15 protein-coding genes are annotated in these 20,374 nt (G+C 59.0%); 4 read left to right on the top strand and 11 right to left on the bottom strand.

Annotation, left to right across the window (positions count from 1 at the left end; all coding sequences use genetic code 11):
• Positions 1 to 16: 16 nt before the first annotated feature.
• The 7 genes from ftsY to dhaL form a co-directional block, all read right to left on the bottom strand.
• Positions 17 to 1,174: a signal recognition particle-docking protein FtsY gene (ftsY, locus tag ACFSYH_RS11160; RefSeq protein WP_377467031.1), complete on the bottom strand. Its 1,158-nt coding sequence runs from the start codon at positions 1,172 to 1,174 to the stop codon at positions 17 to 19.
• 82 nt (positions 1,175 to 1,256) lie between these two features.
• A complete protein-coding gene (locus ACFSYH_RS11155) occupies positions 1,257 to 1,721 on the bottom strand; it encodes a hypothetical protein (protein WP_377467029.1) in 465 nt (154 codons plus the stop codon).
• A 144-nt stretch (positions 1,722 to 1,865) separates the two neighbouring features.
• A complete protein-coding gene (gene smc, locus ACFSYH_RS11150; RefSeq protein ID WP_377467027.1) occupies positions 1,866 to 5,627 on the bottom strand; it encodes a chromosome segregation protein SMC in 3,762 nt (1,253 codons plus the stop codon).
• Positions 5,628 to 5,874: 247 nt separating this feature from the next.
• Positions 5,875 to 6,300, bottom strand: a complete 426-nt coding sequence (gene ndk, locus ACFSYH_RS11145) for a nucleoside-diphosphate kinase (protein ID WP_377467025.1) — start codon at positions 6,298 to 6,300, stop codon at positions 5,875 to 5,877.
• 51 nt (positions 6,301 to 6,351) lie between these two features.
• Complete coding sequence (locus ACFSYH_RS11140) at positions 6,352 to 6,798, bottom strand: DUF4233 domain-containing protein (RefSeq protein WP_377467024.1); 447 nt, start codon at positions 6,796 to 6,798, stop codon at positions 6,352 to 6,354.
• Between the two features lie 87 nt (positions 6,799 to 6,885).
• Positions 6,886 to 7,620, bottom strand: a complete 735-nt coding sequence (gene dhaM / locus ACFSYH_RS11135; RefSeq protein WP_377467023.1) for a dihydroxyacetone kinase phosphoryl donor subunit DhaM — start codon at positions 7,618 to 7,620, stop codon at positions 6,886 to 6,888.
• A 10-nt stretch (positions 7,621 to 7,630) separates the two neighbouring features.
• Complete coding sequence (dhaL, locus tag ACFSYH_RS11130) at positions 7,631 to 8,263, bottom strand: dihydroxyacetone kinase subunit DhaL (RefSeq protein WP_377467022.1); 633 nt, start codon at positions 8,261 to 8,263, stop codon at positions 7,631 to 7,633.
• Between the two features lie 235 nt (positions 8,264 to 8,498).
• Here dhaL and ACFSYH_RS11125 point away from each other — a divergent pair, with 235 nt between their 5' ends.
• On the top strand, positions 8,499 to 8,711 hold the full coding sequence (locus ACFSYH_RS11125) for a helix-turn-helix domain-containing protein (protein ID WP_377467021.1): 213 nt from the start codon (positions 8,499 to 8,501) through the stop codon (positions 8,709 to 8,711).
• An 87-nt stretch (positions 8,712 to 8,798) separates the two neighbouring features.
• On the opposite strand, the gene dhaK is transcribed toward ACFSYH_RS11125, so the two are convergent.
• From dhaK to ACFSYH_RS11105, 4 genes are all read right to left on the bottom strand, one after another.
• The gene (gene dhaK, locus ACFSYH_RS11120) at positions 8,799 to 9,794 is read right to left on the bottom strand and encodes a dihydroxyacetone kinase subunit DhaK (protein ID WP_377467020.1); all 996 of its coding nucleotides are present in this window, start codon (positions 9,792 to 9,794) and stop codon (positions 8,799 to 8,801) included.
• A 209-nt stretch (positions 9,795 to 10,003) separates the two neighbouring features.
• Entirely contained in the window at positions 10,004 to 11,395 is a 1,392-nt protein-coding gene (locus tag ACFSYH_RS11115; RefSeq protein ID WP_377467019.1) for a bifunctional folylpolyglutamate synthase/dihydrofolate synthase, read from the bottom strand.
• On the bottom strand, positions 11,392 to 14,658 hold the full coding sequence (gene ileS, locus ACFSYH_RS11110; protein ID WP_377467018.1) for an isoleucine--tRNA ligase: 3,267 nt from the start codon (positions 14,656 to 14,658) through the stop codon (positions 11,392 to 11,394). The genes ACFSYH_RS11115 and ileS overlap by 4 nt, the downstream gene beginning before the upstream one ends.
• Positions 14,659 to 15,097: 439 nt before the next feature.
• A complete protein-coding gene (locus ACFSYH_RS11105) occupies positions 15,098 to 15,391 on the bottom strand; it encodes a hypothetical protein (RefSeq protein WP_377467017.1) in 294 nt (97 codons plus the stop codon).
• A 606-nt stretch (positions 15,392 to 15,997) separates the two neighbouring features.
• Here ACFSYH_RS11105 and ACFSYH_RS11100 point away from each other — a divergent pair.
• The 3 genes from ACFSYH_RS11100 (at position 15,998) to ACFSYH_RS11090 (ending at position 20,371) form a co-directional block, all read left to right on the top strand.
• A complete protein-coding gene (locus ACFSYH_RS11100; protein WP_377467016.1) occupies positions 15,998 to 16,690 on the top strand; it encodes a hypothetical protein in 693 nt (230 codons plus the stop codon).
• Positions 16,691 to 16,964: 274 nt separating this feature from the next.
• Entirely contained in the window at positions 16,965 to 17,357 is a 393-nt protein-coding gene (locus ACFSYH_RS11095; RefSeq protein ID WP_377467015.1) for a (deoxy)nucleoside triphosphate pyrophosphohydrolase, read from the top strand.
• Positions 17,354 to 20,371 (top strand): DUF3427 domain-containing protein, encoded by a 3,018-nt coding sequence (locus tag ACFSYH_RS11090; RefSeq protein WP_377467014.1) that lies wholly within the window; start codon positions 17,354 to 17,356, stop codon positions 20,369 to 20,371. Before ACFSYH_RS11095 ends, ACFSYH_RS11090 begins: the two co-directional genes overlap by 4 nt.
• Positions 20,372 to 20,374 lie beyond the last annotated feature (3 nt).

Genomic DNA, 20,374 nt, shown 5'->3' with positions numbered 1-20,374 from the left:
TCGGTTTCTGTTGGGTTTAGTCGCCGAGGATGCCCGCCACGAACTGTTCCGCGTCGAACGGTGCAAGGTCGTCTGGGCCTTCACCAAGTCCAATCAGTTTGACCGGCACACCAAGTTCCCGCTGAACCGCCACCACGATTCCACCCTTCGCGGTTCCGTCCAACTTGGTCAGCACGATTCCAGTCACGCCCGCAACCTGCGCGAAAACACGGGCCTGGTTGAGGCCGTTCTGTCCGGTCGTGGCGTCAAGGACGAGCAACACCTCGCTGATGGGTGCTTCCTTGGTGACCACACGCGCGATCTTGCCGAGTTCGTCCATGAGGCCGGTCTTGTTTTGAAGACGTCCTGCCGTGTCCACGAGCAGCACGTCAACGTCCTGCTCTTTGGCGCTCTTTGCGGCATCGAATGCAACAGAAGCAGGGTCCGCTCCGTCGCGGTCCGAACGCACGGTCGCAACACCGACGCGCGCTCCCCAGGTTTCCAGTTGGTCCGCCGCAGCAGCACGGAATGTGTCCGCCGCACCGAGCAGCACCGACCTACCATCAGCAACCAGCACACGCGTGAGCTTACCCAACGTTGTGGTCTTACCGGTTCCATTGACCCCAACAACCATGACCACGGCTGGAAGTTCACCGCCCTCACCCTGACGGTCGATCTTGAGGGAACGGTCCAAACTCGGGTCAACGAGTTTGACCAGTTCAGTGCGAAGCAGTTCCTTGACCTGCGCCGCATCCTTGATCGCGTGCACACGTACCTGCGTGCGGAGTGCCTCAATCAATTCACTGGTCGGCCCTGCGCCGAGGTCCGCCATGAGCAGGGTCTCTTCGAGTTCGTCCCAGTCTCCCTCGGACAGGTGGTCCTTCGACAAGACTGACAGCAACCGTGCGCCAAGCGGCGAACCTGATGCCGCAAGGCGAGACCGCAGCCGTGTAAAACGCGAGGTGACTGCCTCTGGAACCTCGACCGCTGGAGTAGCTGGCACGTCACCGGCTGCTGGAACAGCCGGATCGTCGTCAATTGAGATATCCGACGAGTCGGTTGCCTCTTTGCCTGCGTCACCTTGAGTGGGACGTGCGGAGCGCTTCTTCTGTGCAGCGACGCCCGCCCAGCCACCGAGGCCGATGACCGCGAGCGCAGGAACGATGTAGACGAGGAGATCAAGGAATTCATTCACGGTTTAAGTCTCTCAAGGAAATGGGGCGAAGAAAAACGCCCGCCAAGTGGCGGGCGTTTAACGTGCCGGGTGGAGTGCTGAGTCAACGGCGAGCGCGCGCAACTGCGCGACGTTCCTGGACCGATTCGTAGAACTCCTCGAGTTTCTCGCTGATCGGCTCGACATCCGCGTAGGCAGGCTCGGAGGTCTGCGTAGCCTGTAGGAATTCGTCGAGCGACATGTTTGACAGATCGGAATCGCCGAGGTCTGCCATCTTGGCGATGTCTCGAATCTGACGGCGCTCGTGGACAATCTCATCGAGGCGAACGCTCAGGTCCTCGAGTTGCTTGGCTGGCAGGCCCATGCGTCGACCAAGTCTCAGGAACATGATCTCGATGCGCATGCCAAGTGGCGCGAGCCAGGAGAAGAAGTCGGCGGTGAAGGCTCGCCATCCCGATTCGGGGCGAGCGTCCTCGTCGAGGGGATCAATCAGGGTCCGACCCGCGATGACGAGTACGAAAACCGCGCATATCAGCGCGAGCACAATCCATGTTGCAGCTAATCCCATGATTGTAATTTTGTCACGATTGCCAGCCCTGTGTTGAGGATTCAAGGGATGAATTGGGGAGGTTACGTGATGGGTTTCATCACAGTGTTCACGCCTTGGCATTACTACCGAAAACCGATGCCTTGGGAGCCTCCCGTGTGCGAGCTAGACATCGTATTCGGGGCCTTGAACCGCACCTTCGACCACCCCTGACGGCACGTGCTCCGCTGACAGATTCGACGCGTCCTCATCTCGATCAAGACGCTGGGACAACACCGCAGAGATTCCATCCCCCTGCATCGTGACGCCATACAGTGCGTCAGCGATCTCCATCGTACGTTTCTGGTGCGTGATGACAATCAACTGTGAGTCCTGCTGAAGTTCTTTGAACACCCCAAGCAGACGTCCAAGATTCACGTCGTCGAGTGCAGCCTCGACCTCATCCATGACATAGAACGGTGATGGGCGGGCCTTGAAGATCGAGACCAGCATCGCAATCGCCGTGAGCGACCGCTCGCCGCCCGACAGCAACGAGAGACGCTTGACCTTCTTGCCGGCAGGTCGTGCCTCAATCTCAATGCCGGTGGTGAGCATGTCTTCCGGGTCGGTCAGGAACATGCGTCCCTCCCCACCCGGGAACAGCCGGGGAAAAACCCGCTGGAACTGGGCTGCCGTGTCCGCAAATGCCGAAGCGAACACCTCCTGCACCTTTGCATCAATGTCATCGACCAGCCCCAACAGGTCGGCACGTGATTTCTTGAGATCCGCAAGCTGATCGGCGAGGAACTTGTGCCGTTCCTCAAGCGCCGTGTACTCCTCAAGGGCGAGGGGGTTCACCTTGCCCAGGTTGGCCAGTGCTTTGGTGGCACGTTCGAAGGTTTTCTCCAGATATTCACGGTCGAACGCCTGCACACCGTTGAGGTCAGCTTGCGGTAACTCTTCATCGGGAGCCAGCCGCGATTTCGGTATCTCGTAGGCGGGAATCTCCAGGTGAGGGCCGTACTGGTCAATTGTCTCCTGCGCACTTTGCCCGTATTCCTGCACGGCTCGTGTTTCGAGGGCCTGCACCTGAGCGTCAAGCCCAGTGAGTTCGAGTTCACGGGCGTGTATGGCCTCGGTCAACTCACGGGTCGTTGCATCCCGATGGAAAAGGTCACTGCGCAGTTCATTCAGTTCCTGGGCGTAACGGTCACGGGTTGCGTGGGCCTCATCGCGTGCGGTGGCAGCCCGCGCGATTGACTTTTCGATCAGTTCCAGGAGCAGGTTGGCGCGGTCCTGGACTTTACGTGCGGTGGCAGCCTGAGCGGCGCGGCGGCGTTCAGCCTCCTCAGCGGCTTTCTCCGCCTGTTCCTCGGTGCGTAGAGCCCGTTCGAGGCCTGCTACCCGGTTATCGAGGTTCTTGTGTTTCTCCTGGGCGCTACGTAGATCGAGACGTGCCAGAGTCTCGATCTCACGGACACGTTCCAGTACGAGTGCGGTCTCGGCGATGCGGGTGTCGAGATCCGCTTGTTGCTCCTGGCCGTCAGGGGGATTTCCGTTGCCATGCTGGGACTCCTGATGATCGCGTGAGCTTTGGTCGGTTGCCGCAAGCGCCTCATATTCCTGAGTGAGCGACTCCAGTTTCGTTTCCTCTACGCGCTTTCGTTCCGCTGCCTCCGCGAGTTGTGTGGTGCGTCGTTCCAGTTCCCGGTTTGCCGCATCGCGTAGTGCGGTGGCTCGGGCTCGTGCGGTCTCTTCGGCACGCTGCTTTTCTCTCGCGGTCGCGAGCGAGGTACGGGTCGCCTTGAGTTGTGCCTGCACGCCCGCGAGTTCGTTCTCGTTGACGGTCAGGCGGTGTTTGTGCGCCGCAACCTCCGCGGCGAGCATTTCGGCTCGTTCACGTTCGTGTTCGAGGTTGCGTTGCAGTGCGAACAACGCGTCTTCCCGCGGCTCACCAACAACCCACTCACTCGTGATGACGCGTCCGTTCGGGGTCACAACCGTGAGGCCCGGTGCAAGGTTCACGATCTCCGGTGCTGTGTGCGCTGGCGCGATGACGATGCGTTCGAGGGTTTCGCGTAGGGCATGGTTGTGTTGCGGTGTCCGCACCACGTCAGCAGCAATGACCGCCTCAGCTGGAAGTCTGTCCCGCCACTGCTGCACGGTGCTGCTCAACTGCTCAGCGCTGTTTAACTGCTCAGTACTGCTTGACGACGAGCTGGCTGGGTAGGCAATAACGGCTGCGGCCAGTCCAAGGTCGGCTGCTGTGTCGGCACCCGCGAGGGCTTGATCGCGAGTGTGAGCCACGAGTGCGTGGCGCAGGTGTGCGAGCGCTGCGGTGATTGCGGTCTCGTGTTCGGCTGGAACCTCAAGGTGCTGGCTCAGCGGAACAAGCCCCGGATCATGCTGTGCAAGTTGGCGGGCACTGCCAAGCGCTTGTTCAAGCGCTGCCTCGTGTGCTGTGGCGCGCGCTTGGTGGGTGGCCCGTTGGCGTTCGGCTTCAAGATGGCTTTCGCGTAGAGCACGTGATTCGCGGCCAAGTGCGTCTAACCGCTCGCTGAGGTCCAGTTCCTGAGATGACAGTTGTTCCAGGCTCAGTTGCTGTTCAGTTGCACTGTCCTGCTCAGCTATATGGCGTCGCTCGTTTACGTCGCTGTCCTCAGTGGCAAGTTCAGTCAACCTGCTGCGGGCCTCGTCGATCTCTCCCGTAAGCCGTTCGATATTGCTCGCGAGTACTTCCACTCGGGAACGTTGCGCAGCCACTTGGGCGCCGAGTCGCGCCACCTTCTCACGGTGGGCCGCGCGGCGCTGCTGCTCCTTCTCCTTGGAACGCACAAGACGAGCGTGTTCCTCATGGGTTGCCGTGCGTTCCTTCTCCGCATCAACCACGCGAGTTTTGAGCGCCTCAAGCTCCACGGTTGCCTCTCCCAACGCCACCCGAGCGCGGGCCAACTGGTCTAACAGATCCTGCACGCCTCGTCGGGAATCTGCAGCACTTTGCGTGCCAAGGTGGCGCTGACGTTCCGCCGCGACCTGCGCTATAGACCGTAACTGCTCACGCTGCGACTGCAGCGTCGTGGCGATATCCGCCGCTCTTTGGGCCCGTGGATTGAGCTCCTGCGCCGCCTGTTCGAGTGATGTGAGACGAGTCCGGAGTGTGCCGCTACTCTCCTCGAGTTCCGTGTAGCGCTCACGTAGTTCATCGCGAACTCGCGTCAGATCGGTACGCTTACCGATTGTGCGGTTGAGATCGTCAGCCAGGAGACGAGCACCTGAGTCACGGACCTGCGCGGCAATGACCGCCGCTTTGCGCGCTGCCTGAGCCTGGCGTCCGAGCGGACCAAGTTGCCTACGCAGTTCAGCGATGAGGTCTGTCAGGCGCAGCAGGTTACCCTGCATCGAGTCGAGTTTACGCAACGCCTTTTCCTTGCGTTTACGGTGTTTGAGCACACCCGCAGCCTCCTCGATGAAACCGCGTCGCTCGATCGGTGTGGCCCGCAAAATAGCGTCGAGTTGTCCCTGCCCCACGATGACGTGCATTTCACGCCCGAGACCGGAATCCGAGAGCAAATCCTGGATGTCGAGCAGCCTGCACGAGGCACCGTTGATCGCGTACTCGGACCCACCGTTTCTAAACAAGGTACGGGTGATGGTGACTTCGGAGTACTCAATCGGGAGCGCGCCGTCGCTGTTATCGATCGTGAGGGAGACCTCGGCTCGACCAAGCGCGGCTCGGCCCTGGGTGCCCGCGAAGATAACATCTTCCATCTTGCCGCCACGCAGAGTCTTTGCGCCCTGTTCCCCCATGACCCATGCAAGTGCGTCCACCACGTTGGACTTGCCGGAACCGTTCGGTCCGACAACGCAGGTGACCCCTGGCTCGAACTCGAACCGGGTCGCAGATGCGAACGACTTAAAGCCGCGCAACGTCAGGGTCTTCAAATACACACAAAGAGCCTACAGTCTGTCACCCACAAATACGCACGAGAGTGCACTTTCACGCGTTCGCGCCCCTCTGAGAGTGCATTGATCCGTACTCTCAGCGCATGAGAGTACGGATCAATGCACTCTCAACGGGAAGGGAATGTTGCGAGTGCACAAAAAAGGGCTGGGCCGTGAGAGATTCTCACAGCCCAGCCCTTGGCACACGGTAGGTGCGCGTCAGTACACTCTTGGCGATAGTTGACCAGCCGGATCAGGACGCGAGGTGCGGGAACCAGAGTGCGATCTCCCGCTCGGCCGATTCCACCGAGTCCGAGCCGTGCACGATGTTCTGCTGAACCTTCAAGCCAAAATCCCTGCCGAGGTCGCCGCGGATCGTTCCGGGAGCCGCCGTGGTCGGGTCGGTGGTTCCTGCAAGAGAACGGAATCCCTCAATGACGCGTTCTCCCTCAGCGACGATTGCGAGCACTGGACCTGAGAGCATGAACTCGACCAGCGGTTGATAGAATGGCTTGCCCACGTGCTCCTCGTAGTGCTTTTCGAGCAGTGCCTCTGTCGCCTGCTTCAGCTCAACTCCCGCGAGCGTGTAGCCCTTGGCTTCAATACGTCGTAGAACCTCACCAGCGAGTCCGCGCTTGACGCCGTCGGGCTTGACCAAGATTAGTGTTCGTTGTGTCATGCCGGTCACTTTACCGTGTCGGACAGTTTTTATGACACGGCATTTCACCGCTCAGGCGTTGGGGGCCGTTTCAGGGTGTGCCGCATCGTAGGCTGCGCGTTCTCGATCGATCTTGGTACCGAGCCACAGGGACGCCACCCAGATCGCAATGAATACAACGGCCACGAGATACATCATGTCCATGTAGCGTCCGGTCATCAGGAACGGGATCTGCAACACCGCCCCAAAATAGATACCGAGTGGGGACTTCTGCATCCGCGAGGCAACAATAAGCAGCACCATCAAGACCGCGCACATGGTCCACACCTGCGTCTGGCTGAGGTTGAGGTGGCCAACCTGTACGAACTTAGCGGCCACAATCGTGCCGAAAAGAATCACGAACGCCTCAAGCACCAGCACCATCGATAGGAACTGGGTTCGAGCACCCTTCTTGGCGACGATTGGCTTACTTGGATCTGGAGCGTTCGGGTTTGATGCGGGTACGGTTGGCTCAGTCACGCGTACCAGAATACTGCACAAATAAAGCGGGTGGGCGATGACCGTCTCCGGTCATCACCCACCCGCTCCACGTGGCTTGTTCAGGTCCTAGAGTTCACCGAACCCACCGTCGATGGCCTCGACAACGGCTTTGACGGCTTCAGTGGCTTGAGGTCCATCGGCCTGCACGCGCACGGTTTGCCCGCCGGTCACACCCAATTTCATGATCTCGATAACCGATGCACCGTTTGCTCCGTTGAGCGTAAGCTGTGCGTCGAATCCCTTGATCAACTTGGCCAGAACCGCTGCGGGACGCGCATGCAGCCCCAACGGATTGCGAACGGTCGTCGTGTGATCGGTGGCAGTGTTCACGCGCTGTGAATCTGCAGTTTCCTCCGCCTGCGCGTCGACTGCTCCACTTCCCTTGTGGAACGCGCGGGCTTCTTCCGCTGCGGTTCGAACGGCCTCGACGCCGGCACCGGATTCTGCTTCCACGGCAGCCGCAATCACTCCCTCAACGAACGGTGCATCAGCCATATAGACATGCCCCACGAGTTCTTCTGGGAGAAATTCCAGCACGCTCTCAGTCGAGAGAATCGCGGAACCAAGGTCGCAGATCACCACAACGTCGTGGGCTTCCTGCTCTTCGTCCGACTCCGCGAAGCCTGCAGCTTCCTCGATTGCTGCGGAGATCCGATCGAACGACGTACCGATTGATCCGTCTTCGAGGCCTCCCGCAACCTCAATCACAACCTCTGACGCCATCTGACGCGCCAGATCCCTTGCACCTTCAGCCAACTTCTCGGAGTGAGAAACCAACACGAGGGATACTTTAGTTCCCATCTTTCCTCCTTTATTGGACTGTTCGGGCTGCACTTTCCAGAATAAGTGCCGTTGTTGTCGCTCCAGGGTCCTTATGTCCCACAGAGCGTTCCCCAAGGTAGCTTGCGCGTCCCTTGGTGGCTTTGAGTTCGATCGTCTCCTCCGCACCCTGCGCTGCCGCCTGCGCTGCCGCGGCGAACACCTGAGCAGCGTCTTCACCGTTCTCAGCGCTCTGTGCCGCTGCGGCAGCGGCAGGCGCCCATGCGTCAATCATCGTTTTCTCGCCGACCACGGCTTTTCCCCGGGTGGAAACTCCCTCAAGGGCGGCAGAGATGAGCGCTGAGGCTGCTTGCCCGTCCAACTCGGGCACGGCTGCGGCTTTTGATGCGCGCAAGAACGCGGTTCCATACAGTGGGCCCGATGCTCCCCCAACCGTCGACATCAGCGTCGTAGCCACAAGTTTGAGCACGTCGCCGATTGTTCCTGGAGGCTGTTCGAGGCCATCGATCCTTTCTACGACCGCGGTGAAACCACGGTTGAGATTCTCCCCGTGATCCGCATCGCCAATTTCACGGTCGAGCGTGGTGAACTCCGATTTTCGTTCCGATACACGGGCAGCGACATCACGAATCCAAGAGAGAGACCATTGAACGTCGGCGGTCATACGGTGGCTCCAAGTCTGATGAGTTTTTGTGGAACGGTTGATGGTGAAGACAACTGTACTCGGTGGAAGCTCGTAGGCGGGTGGGGCACGCTACATCTCTTTCGCGGGCCGGGCACACTACACGACCTGAGGTGCGCTGGGTCTGTCCGGCTCGTCGGCAATGTATATGCAGATAGGCGAGCGCCTACCGGGCTGCCGCGAGCACCCAGTCACACGAACTTGAGCAGGTGATCTGATGGCCATCGAAGTCGACATTGACGTCATGCTCGCGCAACGCAAGATGTCGGTCGGCGAGTTTGCGGAGGCAATCGGAATCACCCCCGCAAACGTCGCTGTCCTGAAAAACGGCAGAGCCAAAGCCGTCCGGTTCACGACCCTCGAGGCGATGTGCGAGGTTCTGGACTGCCAGCCGGGCGATCTACTGCGCTGGGTCCCCGACGAGGAATAGCGGCAGTGCCGGTTTTCTCTGTTTTAACTTACTAGGGCAAACAGAGAAAACCGTACCCAGATCACCGCAAGGCGAAGGCTCACTCTGCTACCAGTTCAGCGCAGCAGTCTTAACCGGCGCATCCCATAGGGTCGTCAGTTCCTCATCGAGCCGCAGCACGGTGATTGAAGCGCCCTGCATCTCAAGCGACGTCACGTAGTTGCCCACCAGTGAACGAGTGACCTCAACGCCCTGATCCTCAAGCAGCTTCCGGGCGTGCCGGTACACGATGTACAACTCCGAGGCTGGCGTACCGCCCATACCGTTGACGAACAGCAGCGCCTTCTCACCGTTCCCGATGCCGAGGTCCTCGACAACAGGACCGAGCAGCAACTCGGTGATCTCGTCCGCGGTGCGCAACTTGATCCGCTCACGGCCTGGCTCACCGTGGATACCAATGCCAATCTCGATCTCATCCTCCGCGAGCGTGAAACTCGGCTCACCAGCATGCGGAACGGTGCAGGCAGTCAGTGCAACGCCCATCGAGCGAACGTTGTCCACCACCTTCTGCGCTAGCGTGGTCACGGCATCGAGATCATCGCCTCGAACCGCTGCCGCCCCAGCGATCTTCTCCACCAGTACAGTTCCTGCGACACCGCGGCGGCCAGCGGTCCACGTGGAGTCCTCAACCGCAACGTCGTCGTTGACAATGACCGATCGAACATTGATGTCGTCAGCCTCAGCAAGCTCGACTGCCATCTCGAAGTTCATGACATCGCCCGTGTAGTTCTTGACGATGTTGAGCACGCCCGCGCCAGCATCCGCGTGCTTGATTGCGGCCTCAATCTGATCGGGAGTGGGCGAGGTGAACATGGCACCTGGAACGGCGGCGTCGAGCATGCCGTCGCCCACGAATCCTCCGTGCAGTGGCTCATGGCCAGAACCACCACCTGACACGAGAGCGACCTTTCCAGATGGCGTGGGCGTCGCCCGGGAAATGAACACCGGGTCGGTGTGTGCTTCGACAAGATCGCTGTGCGCGAGGGTGAATCCCTCAACGGTCTGAGCAAGCACGCTTTCAGGGCTGTTGATCAACTTCTTCATGTGAACGTCCAATCCAGCGGGCATCGTTGCCCGCATGGGTAGCGGTGAAGTTAAGGTTCTTCCATTCAATCACCGGTTGACGGTTTTGGCTCCACCCATCGCACATGAATTTTCGGTAGCGCAGCTAAGTCCGTGGAAACGCAAAATCCCCGGAACCTCCAAGCAGAAAACCGCCGCAGGGAGGTTCCGGGGATTTCACTGCACAGTGATTATTCTTTGCCCAACAGGATGCGCGCCTCAGCCGCAAGGATCACCGAACCGGCCACAAGAACACCGGTTCCCGTTCCCACACCAATGGTGTCGTGGTATTCGGCGCGGGCACCCGCTAGGTCGATCGCGTTGTCGAGGCGTTCCTCAACGTGCACGCGGTCCTCACCGAAGATTTCGCGGGCCAACTCTGCGAGGTCCTCAATCTCCATGCTGCGCACGGATGACGAGGTCGTGACCACGATCTCTGCGAGCACGGGTTCGAGCACGGACAAAACCGATTCCGCATCCTTATCCGCGAGGATTCCGATGACACCGATGAGCCGGTCAAAGTTGAACGACTCTTCGAGCGCGTCCACGAGGACCTCTGCGCCGCCCGGGTTGTGGGCCGCGTCCACGATGATTGTGGGGCTGGATCGCACGAGTTCGAGACGTCCAGGCGAACTCGCGTTGGCAAACCCAGCTTCAACGATCTCACCCGATAGTGCGCCACCATTAGCCATGAGGGTTTCCACTGCGGCCAACGCGAGTAGGGCGTTGTGCGCTTGGTGTTCACCGAACATGGGCAGGTAGATGTCCGTGTAGGTTGCCGCTGGTGTAGTCAGCGACATCATTTGGCCGCCCACCGCTGGGGTGCGCGCCGAAACACTGAGTTCCTGGCCTTCGCGAAGCAAACGAGCTCCACGCTCGCCCGCCACCACGGCGATCTCTTCGTCAGCGACCTCGGTCTGGGTGGACACCACAACGGTTGCGCCGTCCTTGATGATCCCGGACTTCTCAATCGCGATGTCTCGCACGGTGTCGCCCAGCCACTTGGTGTGGTCGAGCGAGATCGGCGTGATGACCGCAACCTCGGCGTCGATCACGTTGGTGGAGTCCCAGGTTCCGCCCATGCCGACCTCAACGATGGCCACATCAATCGGGGTGTCTGCGAACGCCGCGTAGGCCATGACGGTCAAGACCTCGAAGAAGCTCAGCCGCGGACCGCCATCGGCCTGCGAGCGCACATCAACCATCTCAATGTACGGCAGCACGTCATCGTAGGTTTCGATGAAGCGTTCAACGCTGATGGGTTCGCCATCGATTGCGATGCGTTCGGTCACTGAGGTCAGGTGTGGGCTGGTGAACCGTCCGGTGCGTAGCCCGTGTTCGGACACGAGCGACTCGATCATGCGCGCGGTCGAGGTTTTGCCATTCGTTCCGGTGATGTGGATCGACCGGTAGGCGTTTTGCGGGTTGCCCAGCAGATCGCACACGTCGCGGACGCGATCAAGGGTGGGGACGAAATCGTGCTCCGGGTTTCGGGCCATGATTTCGCCGTAGATTTCGCGCAGACGCGCCTGGGCCTCCGGCGAGGGAGTCACAGGCGCGTCTGTCTTTTTGCGTTTGCTCACGCTTCAGCCTTTTCTACTGCTACGGCACGCTCGTCAACGGAGGCGGCCACAACCGACAGCGTCAACGCGAGGGTTTCGCGCATGATCAACTCTCGGTTCGCTTCAACAGCCGGTGCGTACTCTTCAGGGACGGTCAGCGTGAGGTTGATCCGGTCAGCTACATCTAGGCCAGCACCCTTACGTGCGTCCTGAACGTCACGGATCACGTCACGTGCGTAGCCTTCTGCCAAAAGCTCTGGAGTGAGCGCGAGGTCCAAGACCACGAATCCGCCGCCAGCAAGCACCGCAGCCGCGATCTGGCCGTCCGCTCCCCCGCCAACAACCGTGGTGAGTTCGTACTCGGATTCCTCAAGTGCAACGTCACCGTCAGCGGTGCGCACCACAACGGCATCGTCAACAACGGACCAGTCGCCAGCCTTCGCGGCCTTGATGACCGCCTGCACGCCGCGGCCCAAACGTGGACCGGCCGCACGGGCGTTCACGGCAAGGTTCTGCGTGATGCCGTACGCTGCCGTCGCTTCCTCAGACAGTTCAGTCAGCTCAACGCTCTTGACATTCAACTCAGACGCGAGAATGTTCGTGTACGGAGACAGGGTCTGCTGGTCAGGAACAACCACCGTGAGTTTGGCGAGCGGTTGGCGCACACGCTGCTTGTTCGCTTTGCGCAACGACAACCCAAGCGATACCGCGTTGCGAACCTGCTCCATGGTGCCAACGAGGGTATCGTCGGCAATCAGCACCTCGCCGAACGAGCCGGACAGGTCAACCCAGTCCTGGAGGTGGACGGAACGTCCGCCGGTCAGGCCGCGCCATACTTCCTCGGCGAGCAGTGGTGCCAACGGCGCCATGACGCGAGTGAGGGTTTCGAGGGCCGTGAACAACGTGTTGAATGCGTTGTGGTCCTCGCGCCAGAAGCGGTCACGCTGGGTGCGCACATACCAGTTGGTCAGGGCGTCGAGGTATTCGCGCACGGACTCGCACGCGCCAGCGATGTCGTAGCGGTCCATCTGCTCGGTGACGCTCGCAACCAGGTTGTGGGTGCGAGCCAGCAGGTAACGGTCCATATCCGGCAGCCCGGCCACCTCGTCGGCGCGCACAGCGCGAGCGACATAGCCCTCACCGCCGTTAGCGGCACCCGCATACAGCGTGAAGAAGTAGTACGTGGACCACACCGGCAGCAGCACCTGACGCACCGAATCGCGGATACCGTCCTCGGTCACGATCAGGTTTCCACCGCGCAGAATCGGCGAGGACATCAGGAACCAGCGCATCGCGTCGGAGCCGTCACGGTTCAATACCTCGGACACGTCCGGGTAGTTGCGCAGCGACTTCGACATCTTGCGGCCATCCGAACCGAGCACGATTCCGTGGCTGACAGCCGTGCGGAACGCGGGGCGGTCAAACAGAGCGGTCGCGAGCACGTGCAGCAGGTAGAACCAGCCGCGCGTCTGACCGATGTACTCGACGATGAAGTCGCCTGGGTAGTGGTGCTCGAACCAGTCACGGTTCTCGAACGGGTAGTGGACCTGCGCGAACGGCATCGAACCGGAGTCGAACCACACGTCCAAAACGTCAGGGATGCGACGCATCGTGGACTGGCCGGTCGGGTCGTCCGGGTTTGGCCGGGTCAAGTCATCGATGTATGGGCGGTGCAGGTCAGGCTCGCCCTTGTCGTTGAGTGGCAGGCGGCCGAAGTCGGCTTCGAGCTCAGCTAAAGAACCATACACGTCCGTACGTGGGTACTCCGGGTTGTCCGAAACCCACACGGGGATTGGGGTACCGAAGTAGCGGTTACGCGAGATCGACCAGTCACGTGCGCCCTCAAGCCACTTACCGAACTGTCCGTGCTTGATGTGCTCCGGGGTCCAGGTGATGTCCTCGTTCAGCTCAACCATGCGGTCGCGGAACTGGGTCACGCGAACGAACCACGAGGACACGGCCTTGTAGATCAGCGGGTTACGGCAGCGCCAGCAGTGTGGGTAGGAGTGCTGATAGGTTTCGTGGCGGATGACCTTGGCGCGCAGTTCTGGCGCAACGTGCGCGAGCGGTCCGGTGCCTTCCTTGAGGTCCTTGATGACCGCTGGGTTGGCGTCGAACACCTGCTGGCCGGTGTAGTCCGGCACGAGAGCGTTGAACTGGCCCTTCTCATCCACGGTCACAACGGGCTTGATGCCCACGGCGTCGCAGGCGATCATGTCGTCTTCACCGAACGCTGGCGCCTGGTGGACCAGACCCGTACCGTCTTCGGTGGTCACGTAGTCCGCGACGATGATCTGGTGCTGGGCAGGGTTTTCTGGGTCGTTTGCGAAGTATGGGAACGCTGGAGCGTAGCGGCGGCCCGCAAGCTGTGAACCCTTCACGGTTTCCAGGACGGTTGCGTCCTCGCCGAGTTCCTTCGCATACGCGGACAGGCGCGCGGCACCGAGAAGTACCTTGTCCCCCGCGAATGCCGAGTCCGTGCCCGGAGCCACGATCACGTAGTCCACATCCGGTCCGACAGCGACGGCCTGGTTGGACGGCAAAGTCCACGGCGTGGTGGTCCAGATCAGTGCGAGTTCGCCCGAGTCAAGGCGCAACCCAACGGTCAGCGCAGGGTCCTGACGCGATTGATAGACGTCATCATCCATGCGCAGTTCGTGGTTGGACAGCGGGGTTTCGTCATGCCAGCAGTACGGCAGCACACGATAACCCTCGTAAGCCAAGTCCTTGTCATGCAGAGTCTTAAACGCCCAGATAACAGACTCCATGAACGTCACGTCAAGGGTCTTGTAGTCGTTCTCGAAGTCAACCCAGCGCGCCTGGCGGGTCACATAGGTTTCCCATTCCTTCGTGTACTTCAGCACCGAAGTGCGGCACGCCTCATTGAACGTACCGATACCCATCTCTTCGATCTGGGACTTATCCGTGATACCGAGGATCCGCTCAGCCTCAAGCTCCGCAGGCAAACCGTGCGTGTCCCACCCAAAACGACGCTCAACCCGCTTACCGCGCATCGTCTCAAAACGAGGCACAACATCCTTGGCGTAACCAGTCAGAAGATGGCCGTAGTGCGGCAGGCCGTTCGCAAAGGGAGGGCCGTCATAGAACACGAACTCGTTCGAGCCATCAACCCCAGCATCACGCTGGTCAATGGAGGCCTGGAAAGTATCGTCCTTTTTCCAATACTCAAGGACATCTTCCTCAAGCGTTGGCAGGTGCGGGGACGCTTGCACGCCTTTTTGGTCGCGGTGCAGCGGATACGAGTTATTCGGGCCAAGGCTCATCTTGGTGGCGCTCCTGGGTGGACCTATGCATTCGATGTGCGAGGACGAACTCCAAAACGCGTGTGCGTTGGGCCGCGGTACCACCCCGCTTGCCAAAGATGACGTGGTTCCCCATTTCGGGGAATTCGCGCATATGTCTTCGACCGCTCTCCTAGGCTGTGACGGGCCTCCCCGTCCGGTTCTACTGAGGCTGTGCTTCGCGGGCATCACGCATCTTGCGATGCGCACGCGGGCCTTACGGTGACCGCGACGCGTGACTAAGCCGGTTCTTCCGGAAGCTCCCCGGTGATTGCCGGATCAACGCTCAAAAATCTTTACCATCCTAGTCCTGTTGGGCCGCGCTGTCACATCGTGCACCGCGACGCGCCGACAGCATCTCGCCGGGTGGTGTCTTGCTCGTTGTCGGCCTCACTGGTCGCAGTCTTGAGCGCCCGGTTTGTCAGCGTTTCGAGTACGCCTCAATGGCGTACGACACAAGATATTCGAGGGTGAGCGGTCCAGCGGTCAGTTTCCGCGAAATTTCGTCAAATTCCGCTTCTGGCGTGGTGTTGCGTGCGGTTTTCTGATTGGCGACGATCCGGCCAGTTTTACTGTCGTGTTCCGTTGTGGTGGTTGGTGCGGCAGCATAGGGTGCGCGGTCCAACGTTGCGGTGCGGACACCGTGCGCGGTGTGGGCCGATGTTGTGGGGAATGCAACGTGTTTTGCCTGTGGGGTGGCGACGTCGAGTGACATGAGTGTTATGGGTTCTTTCGGTGCTGTGCGCTCGCTCTCCCGTTGTTCCCGTTAGGCGGCGGGACAGGTTTCCCGCGTGCAGATACGCCTCACTGCATGATTCAGCAGTGTTAGGAGTGGGATGCGATTCGCGCTGGATTGATTCGTGTTCGGGTGGGGAATCGGATCAACAACAGCAACAACATGCGCCAGCGAACAGCGACCCTACGGACGGAGCAACGGCTCCACGCCCGGTCATCAGGTTCTCGCGTTCAGTGTTTGGCACCATTCCAGTATGCCCGAGCACGCTCCCGAACTCCAGCACGTTCACCCTACGAACAACCGTTAAGAAACGTAACGTTCGTTACCCTGTCGCCTCTACCTGTTGACGTTCTCTAGCACCTCCCCCTCGGTGGGGTGTTTTTCGTCCGGGTGCATAGTTAAAAAGTGTGGACTCGGACGAAAAAGACCCCATCGACGCGGCTCGGCTCGCGTTAACACACAAATTGGTTGCGGCCTAGTTACCACGGGTAATTGCGGATGACGGACTCCCCATGTGGATACCGTCTAGCCTGCTCAACCACACCCATAGCCTCGATGTTGACCACAACCGACCGAGGAGAACAAATGAGTTTCCAAAGCTTCGCACCACTGCCCCACGAACTACCCGCACCGCCTCCGCACCCACCCCAGCAGCCTCATGCTCAACAGCCCAAACCGTTTCGCGTTCTCTTAGCTGCAACGGGCGCGATCCTCGCGTTCAACCCGAGCCGCAGCATCAAACTCCTTAAATGGCACAGCAAACCGCAACACAACGCACTCACTCAAATCGCCCTGCTGCAATGCGTCCTCGTGCTCGTTCTTAGCTTCAACTTTCCAATGACCGACGACCCGTACAGATCTGCTGAGGCAGCAGGCACCCAGTTGTTCGGTATGCTCGCCGCTCAAATCGTTGTTGTACTGGTTTGGCCCATCCTGGCTCTGCTTGGAATGGTCACCGGTTTCGTCACCAGGCAACGGATATCGTTCATCGATGCCTTGAGCGCTGCGGTTGCCCAAACCTATCTGACAACGCTCTGGTCAGTGCCGCTCTTGATTCTGACCATTTCCTCAAATCTCGTTACGCCACTGACCTTCGGGCTCTTCCTCGTCCTTTCCGCCTGCGGGCTCGTACTTCCCCCAGTTTTCGGTGGGCTCATGCTCGGCGCGAGTTCCAGTGGTCGGCGCACAAACATGATGTTGTACGTGACCTTGCAACTCGCCGTGTGGGTATTCCCCGCGGCGTTCTACGTGTTCGACGTGAGCGGCTATTACTTCTGACCATCCCCTGATCGACCTACCACCAACCCGTGAGGGCTCGGACCGTTCAACGGTCCGAGCCCCACAGATGTAGACGCCACCCAACTCACGCCGCAACGCACGATGCGCTGTGGCTTGTGACGTCGTCGCTAATCAGTCGTAAAACCCAAAGCAGCCCAGAGACACGACACCGTCGCAGGGTCCTAGCTTGTCGGAGCAGATTTTCGTAAGCTCAACATGGCTCTTGCGCTTCCATCGCCTGAGCTCAAATTAGAGACTTAGGTTGGGGACCCCTGTGAAGCACATAACCGTCGTCGGCGCCGTCATCATAAAGAACAGCCAGATATTCGCATGCAAGCGTGGCCCCAATATGAGCTTGGCCGGATTATGGGAGTTCCCCGGCGGAAAAGTTGAAGTAGGAGAAAGTGCCCCGGAAGCGCTGAAACGCGAAATCGAAGAGGAACTTGGCTGCACCATCCAGGTGGGAGAGTTCGTCACCACCACCGACCATCAATATGACTTCGGCATCGTTTCACTGACAACATACCTGTGCGAAATCATCCAAGGCGCCCCAACCCTCACCGAACACTCCGAAGAGCGCTGGCTGGACCCAAACGACCTCCACACCGTTGAATGGGCGCCGGCCGATGTACCCGCGGTGGAACTACTCGTTTCCAAGTTCTCATGAGCGCCCCGCATGAGCCGTTACTAGCGGACTTGACTTTCGGCTTCCTCGACCGAAGCACATCTTCAAACCGGGCGCAGCAGCCCCAATTAATCGCCAATGTTGATGGCAACACGATGCTGCGGGCTCTTAAACACGAGTTGCACACGGCTGTATCGTTCACGTTCTCAGTGGCATTCGTGACCAGTTCAGCCATCGCTTTGCTCAAACAAGCGATCCTCGATTCAGGTGCGAGTGGCACCATCATCACTTCGGACTACCTCGGCTTCAACTCACCATCCGTATTCCGCGAACTCCTCAACCTCCCAAACACCACCGTACGGATTTTCAACGATAACCAGCGCGGGTTTCATGCCAAGGGATACCTATTCGAGCAGCCTGACACGCATACCGCAATCGTTGGAAGTTCAAACCTCACCCATTTTGCGCTCATTAAGAACAACGAGTGGAACATCAAGTTTGCGGCGATGCCGGACGGCGACATCGTGCACCAGATCCAAACGGCGCTCAACGACCAGACCCGTAACAGCGTCCTGTTGACCTCCGAGTGGATCACCGAGTACGAATCACGCTACGTGCCGCGCCACGTTCCAGTCGTTCAATCCACGAATGAAGGCGGGAATGACGACCTCCCAATAGGCACTTACGACACCCCATTCACTGAAGAAACCGATCCAACAGACACCCTAGAACGTGGCCTGGAGGCGATCGCCAGCGGAGTCCTCCCAACGCACAGCTCTGCCAATGAGGCACCGGCAACCGCGCTCGTTGTTCCCAATGCGATGCAACGCGACGCACTGATACAAATCCAAACAGTGCGGGACGCCGGGGAGAAACGAGCGGTTGTTATTTCTGCTACCGGGACGGGTAAAACCATTCTCACGGCACTTGACGTACGCGCCTTCCAGCCTGAACGAATGCTATTCGTGGTGCACCGAGAACAAATCCTCGACCGTGCAATCTACGAGTTCCAACGAGTCCTTTCCGCACCACAGACTGATTTTGGCAAGCTAACCGGAGGCAGCAAGGACCTGGGCCGCAAGTACGTGTTTGCGACTATCCAGACGCTCTCCCGACCAGATGTACTTCATACCATCGACCCTGAATCTTTCGACTACATCCTGATAGATGAAGTGCACAAAGCCGGAGCTGACAGTTACAGGAGAGTACTGGATTACCTGCGGCCCCAGTTTCTGTTGGGCGTCACTGCAACGCCCGAGAGGTCCGACGGATTCAACATCTACGAACTGTTCGACTTCAATGTTCCGTACGAGATCCGGCTTCAGCGTGCACTCGAAGAGGACATGCTCTCGCCCTTTCACTACTACGGGGTAACCGAATACACCACCGACCAAGGCCAAACGATCAGCGACGCCGCTGATCTCAGTCGGCTTATCTCCTCCGAGCGAGTAACTCACCTAGTCCAGGCGCTCGAAACCTACGGGCACGCTGGCGTTCCGGTACGCGGCCTCATGTTCTGCAGCCGCAAAGATGAAGCGCACGAACTGTCAGCACTTCTGAACACCCGCACTGTCCACAACCAACCTTTACGCACACAAGCACTCACCGGTGACGATCCAATCAGCGTCCGAGAAGACGTAGTCTGCGCGCTACAACGCGGCGAACTCGACTACATCCTGACCGTCGATATCTTCAACGAAGGCATAGATATCCCCTCGGTGAATCAGGTTGTCATGCTGAGGAACACCCAATCCAGCATCATCTTTACGCAGCAGCTTGGTCGAGGACTCCGCAAAGCCACCGGTAAGGAATACCTAGTTGTAATCGACTTTATTGGGAACTACACAAATAACTACCTAGTCCCTATCGCCCTTCTGGGCGACAGTTCTCGGAACAAAGACCTCATCCGCCAAAAGATGATCCAAGCAGAAGAAGCCGGCGCCATTGCCGGTGTATCTTCAGTGAACTTCGATCTGGTAGCACGCGAACGAGTTCTTCAGTCGCTAGCTAAAACCAAACTGGACTCGCTGGGAGCCTTGAAAAAGGAAGTCCTTGACCTCCAGTATCGGCTCAACCGCATTCCGACCTTGTTCGACTTCGCCACCCAGGACACCCTCGACCCTGTAGTCCTCGCATCAAAAGAAGGAAACTACTGGCAATTCCTCACCAGGACGAAACTGGAAAGCTCTAAGCCCAACGCCTTAGAGCACCAGACATTGACCTACGCTTCCACCGAATTCCTCAACGGCAAACGCCCACATGAGTTACTCATTCTTGATCTCCTGATTAAGCAGGGCGGCACTTCCGGCATTGACGCAACCCACAGATTCCTTGAGAAGAACAGGCTACGCACCGACAAAGCGACACTCACCTCCATAAGACGTATCTTTGACCTCTCCTTCTTTACGGAAGCCGAACGCAAAAAGTACGGCACGCAGCCAGTTGTTCGAGTTGAGCACGGCGCGTACATCCTCAATGAGCAGATACTCGCTCAATACCGCTCTGGCAAACTGTTCCGTGAGCACCTCAAGGACATCCTGCAAACGGGCCTGCATTTAGCACGGCACCGGTACTCCTGGAGCACACCTCTTAAACTCGGCATGCGCTACTCCCGTAAGGATGTGTGCAGGCTGCTTAACTGGGAAAACAACCAACAGTCCACGATGTATGGCTACAAAATTGATCGTGCAACTCAGACCTGCCCAATCTTCATCACGTATCACAAGAGCGACACCATCACTTCTGCAGTGCACTACGAAGAAGGTTTTATTAACCAATCGCAGATCGCCTGGTGCAGTAAGTCAAAGCGCACTCTACAGTCCGCTGAGATTCAGGCCCTACTCAGTAACACAAATGATCTCCACGTATTCGTGAAGAAGGATGATGTCGAAGGAACCGACTTCTTCTACATGGGAAAAGGGGACATCCACTCCCCTGTCGAGACCACCCAGAAGAACCAAGACGGTCTACAAGTTCCCGTCGTCGAGATGACGGTGGACTTGGAGAGCCCAGTCGAGCGTGCCCTTGACGACTACTTCCAAACCGCTACTTCCTAGCCA

Origin of the sequence: Populibacterium corticicola (assembly GCF_042683685.1) — a bacterium.
GTDB lineage: Bacteria > Actinomycetota > Actinomycetes > Actinomycetales > Cellulomonadaceae > Timonella > Timonella corticicola.
The sequence above is the reverse complement of the archived record's forward strand: the minus strand, read 5'-3'. Positions and strand labels throughout refer to the sequence as shown.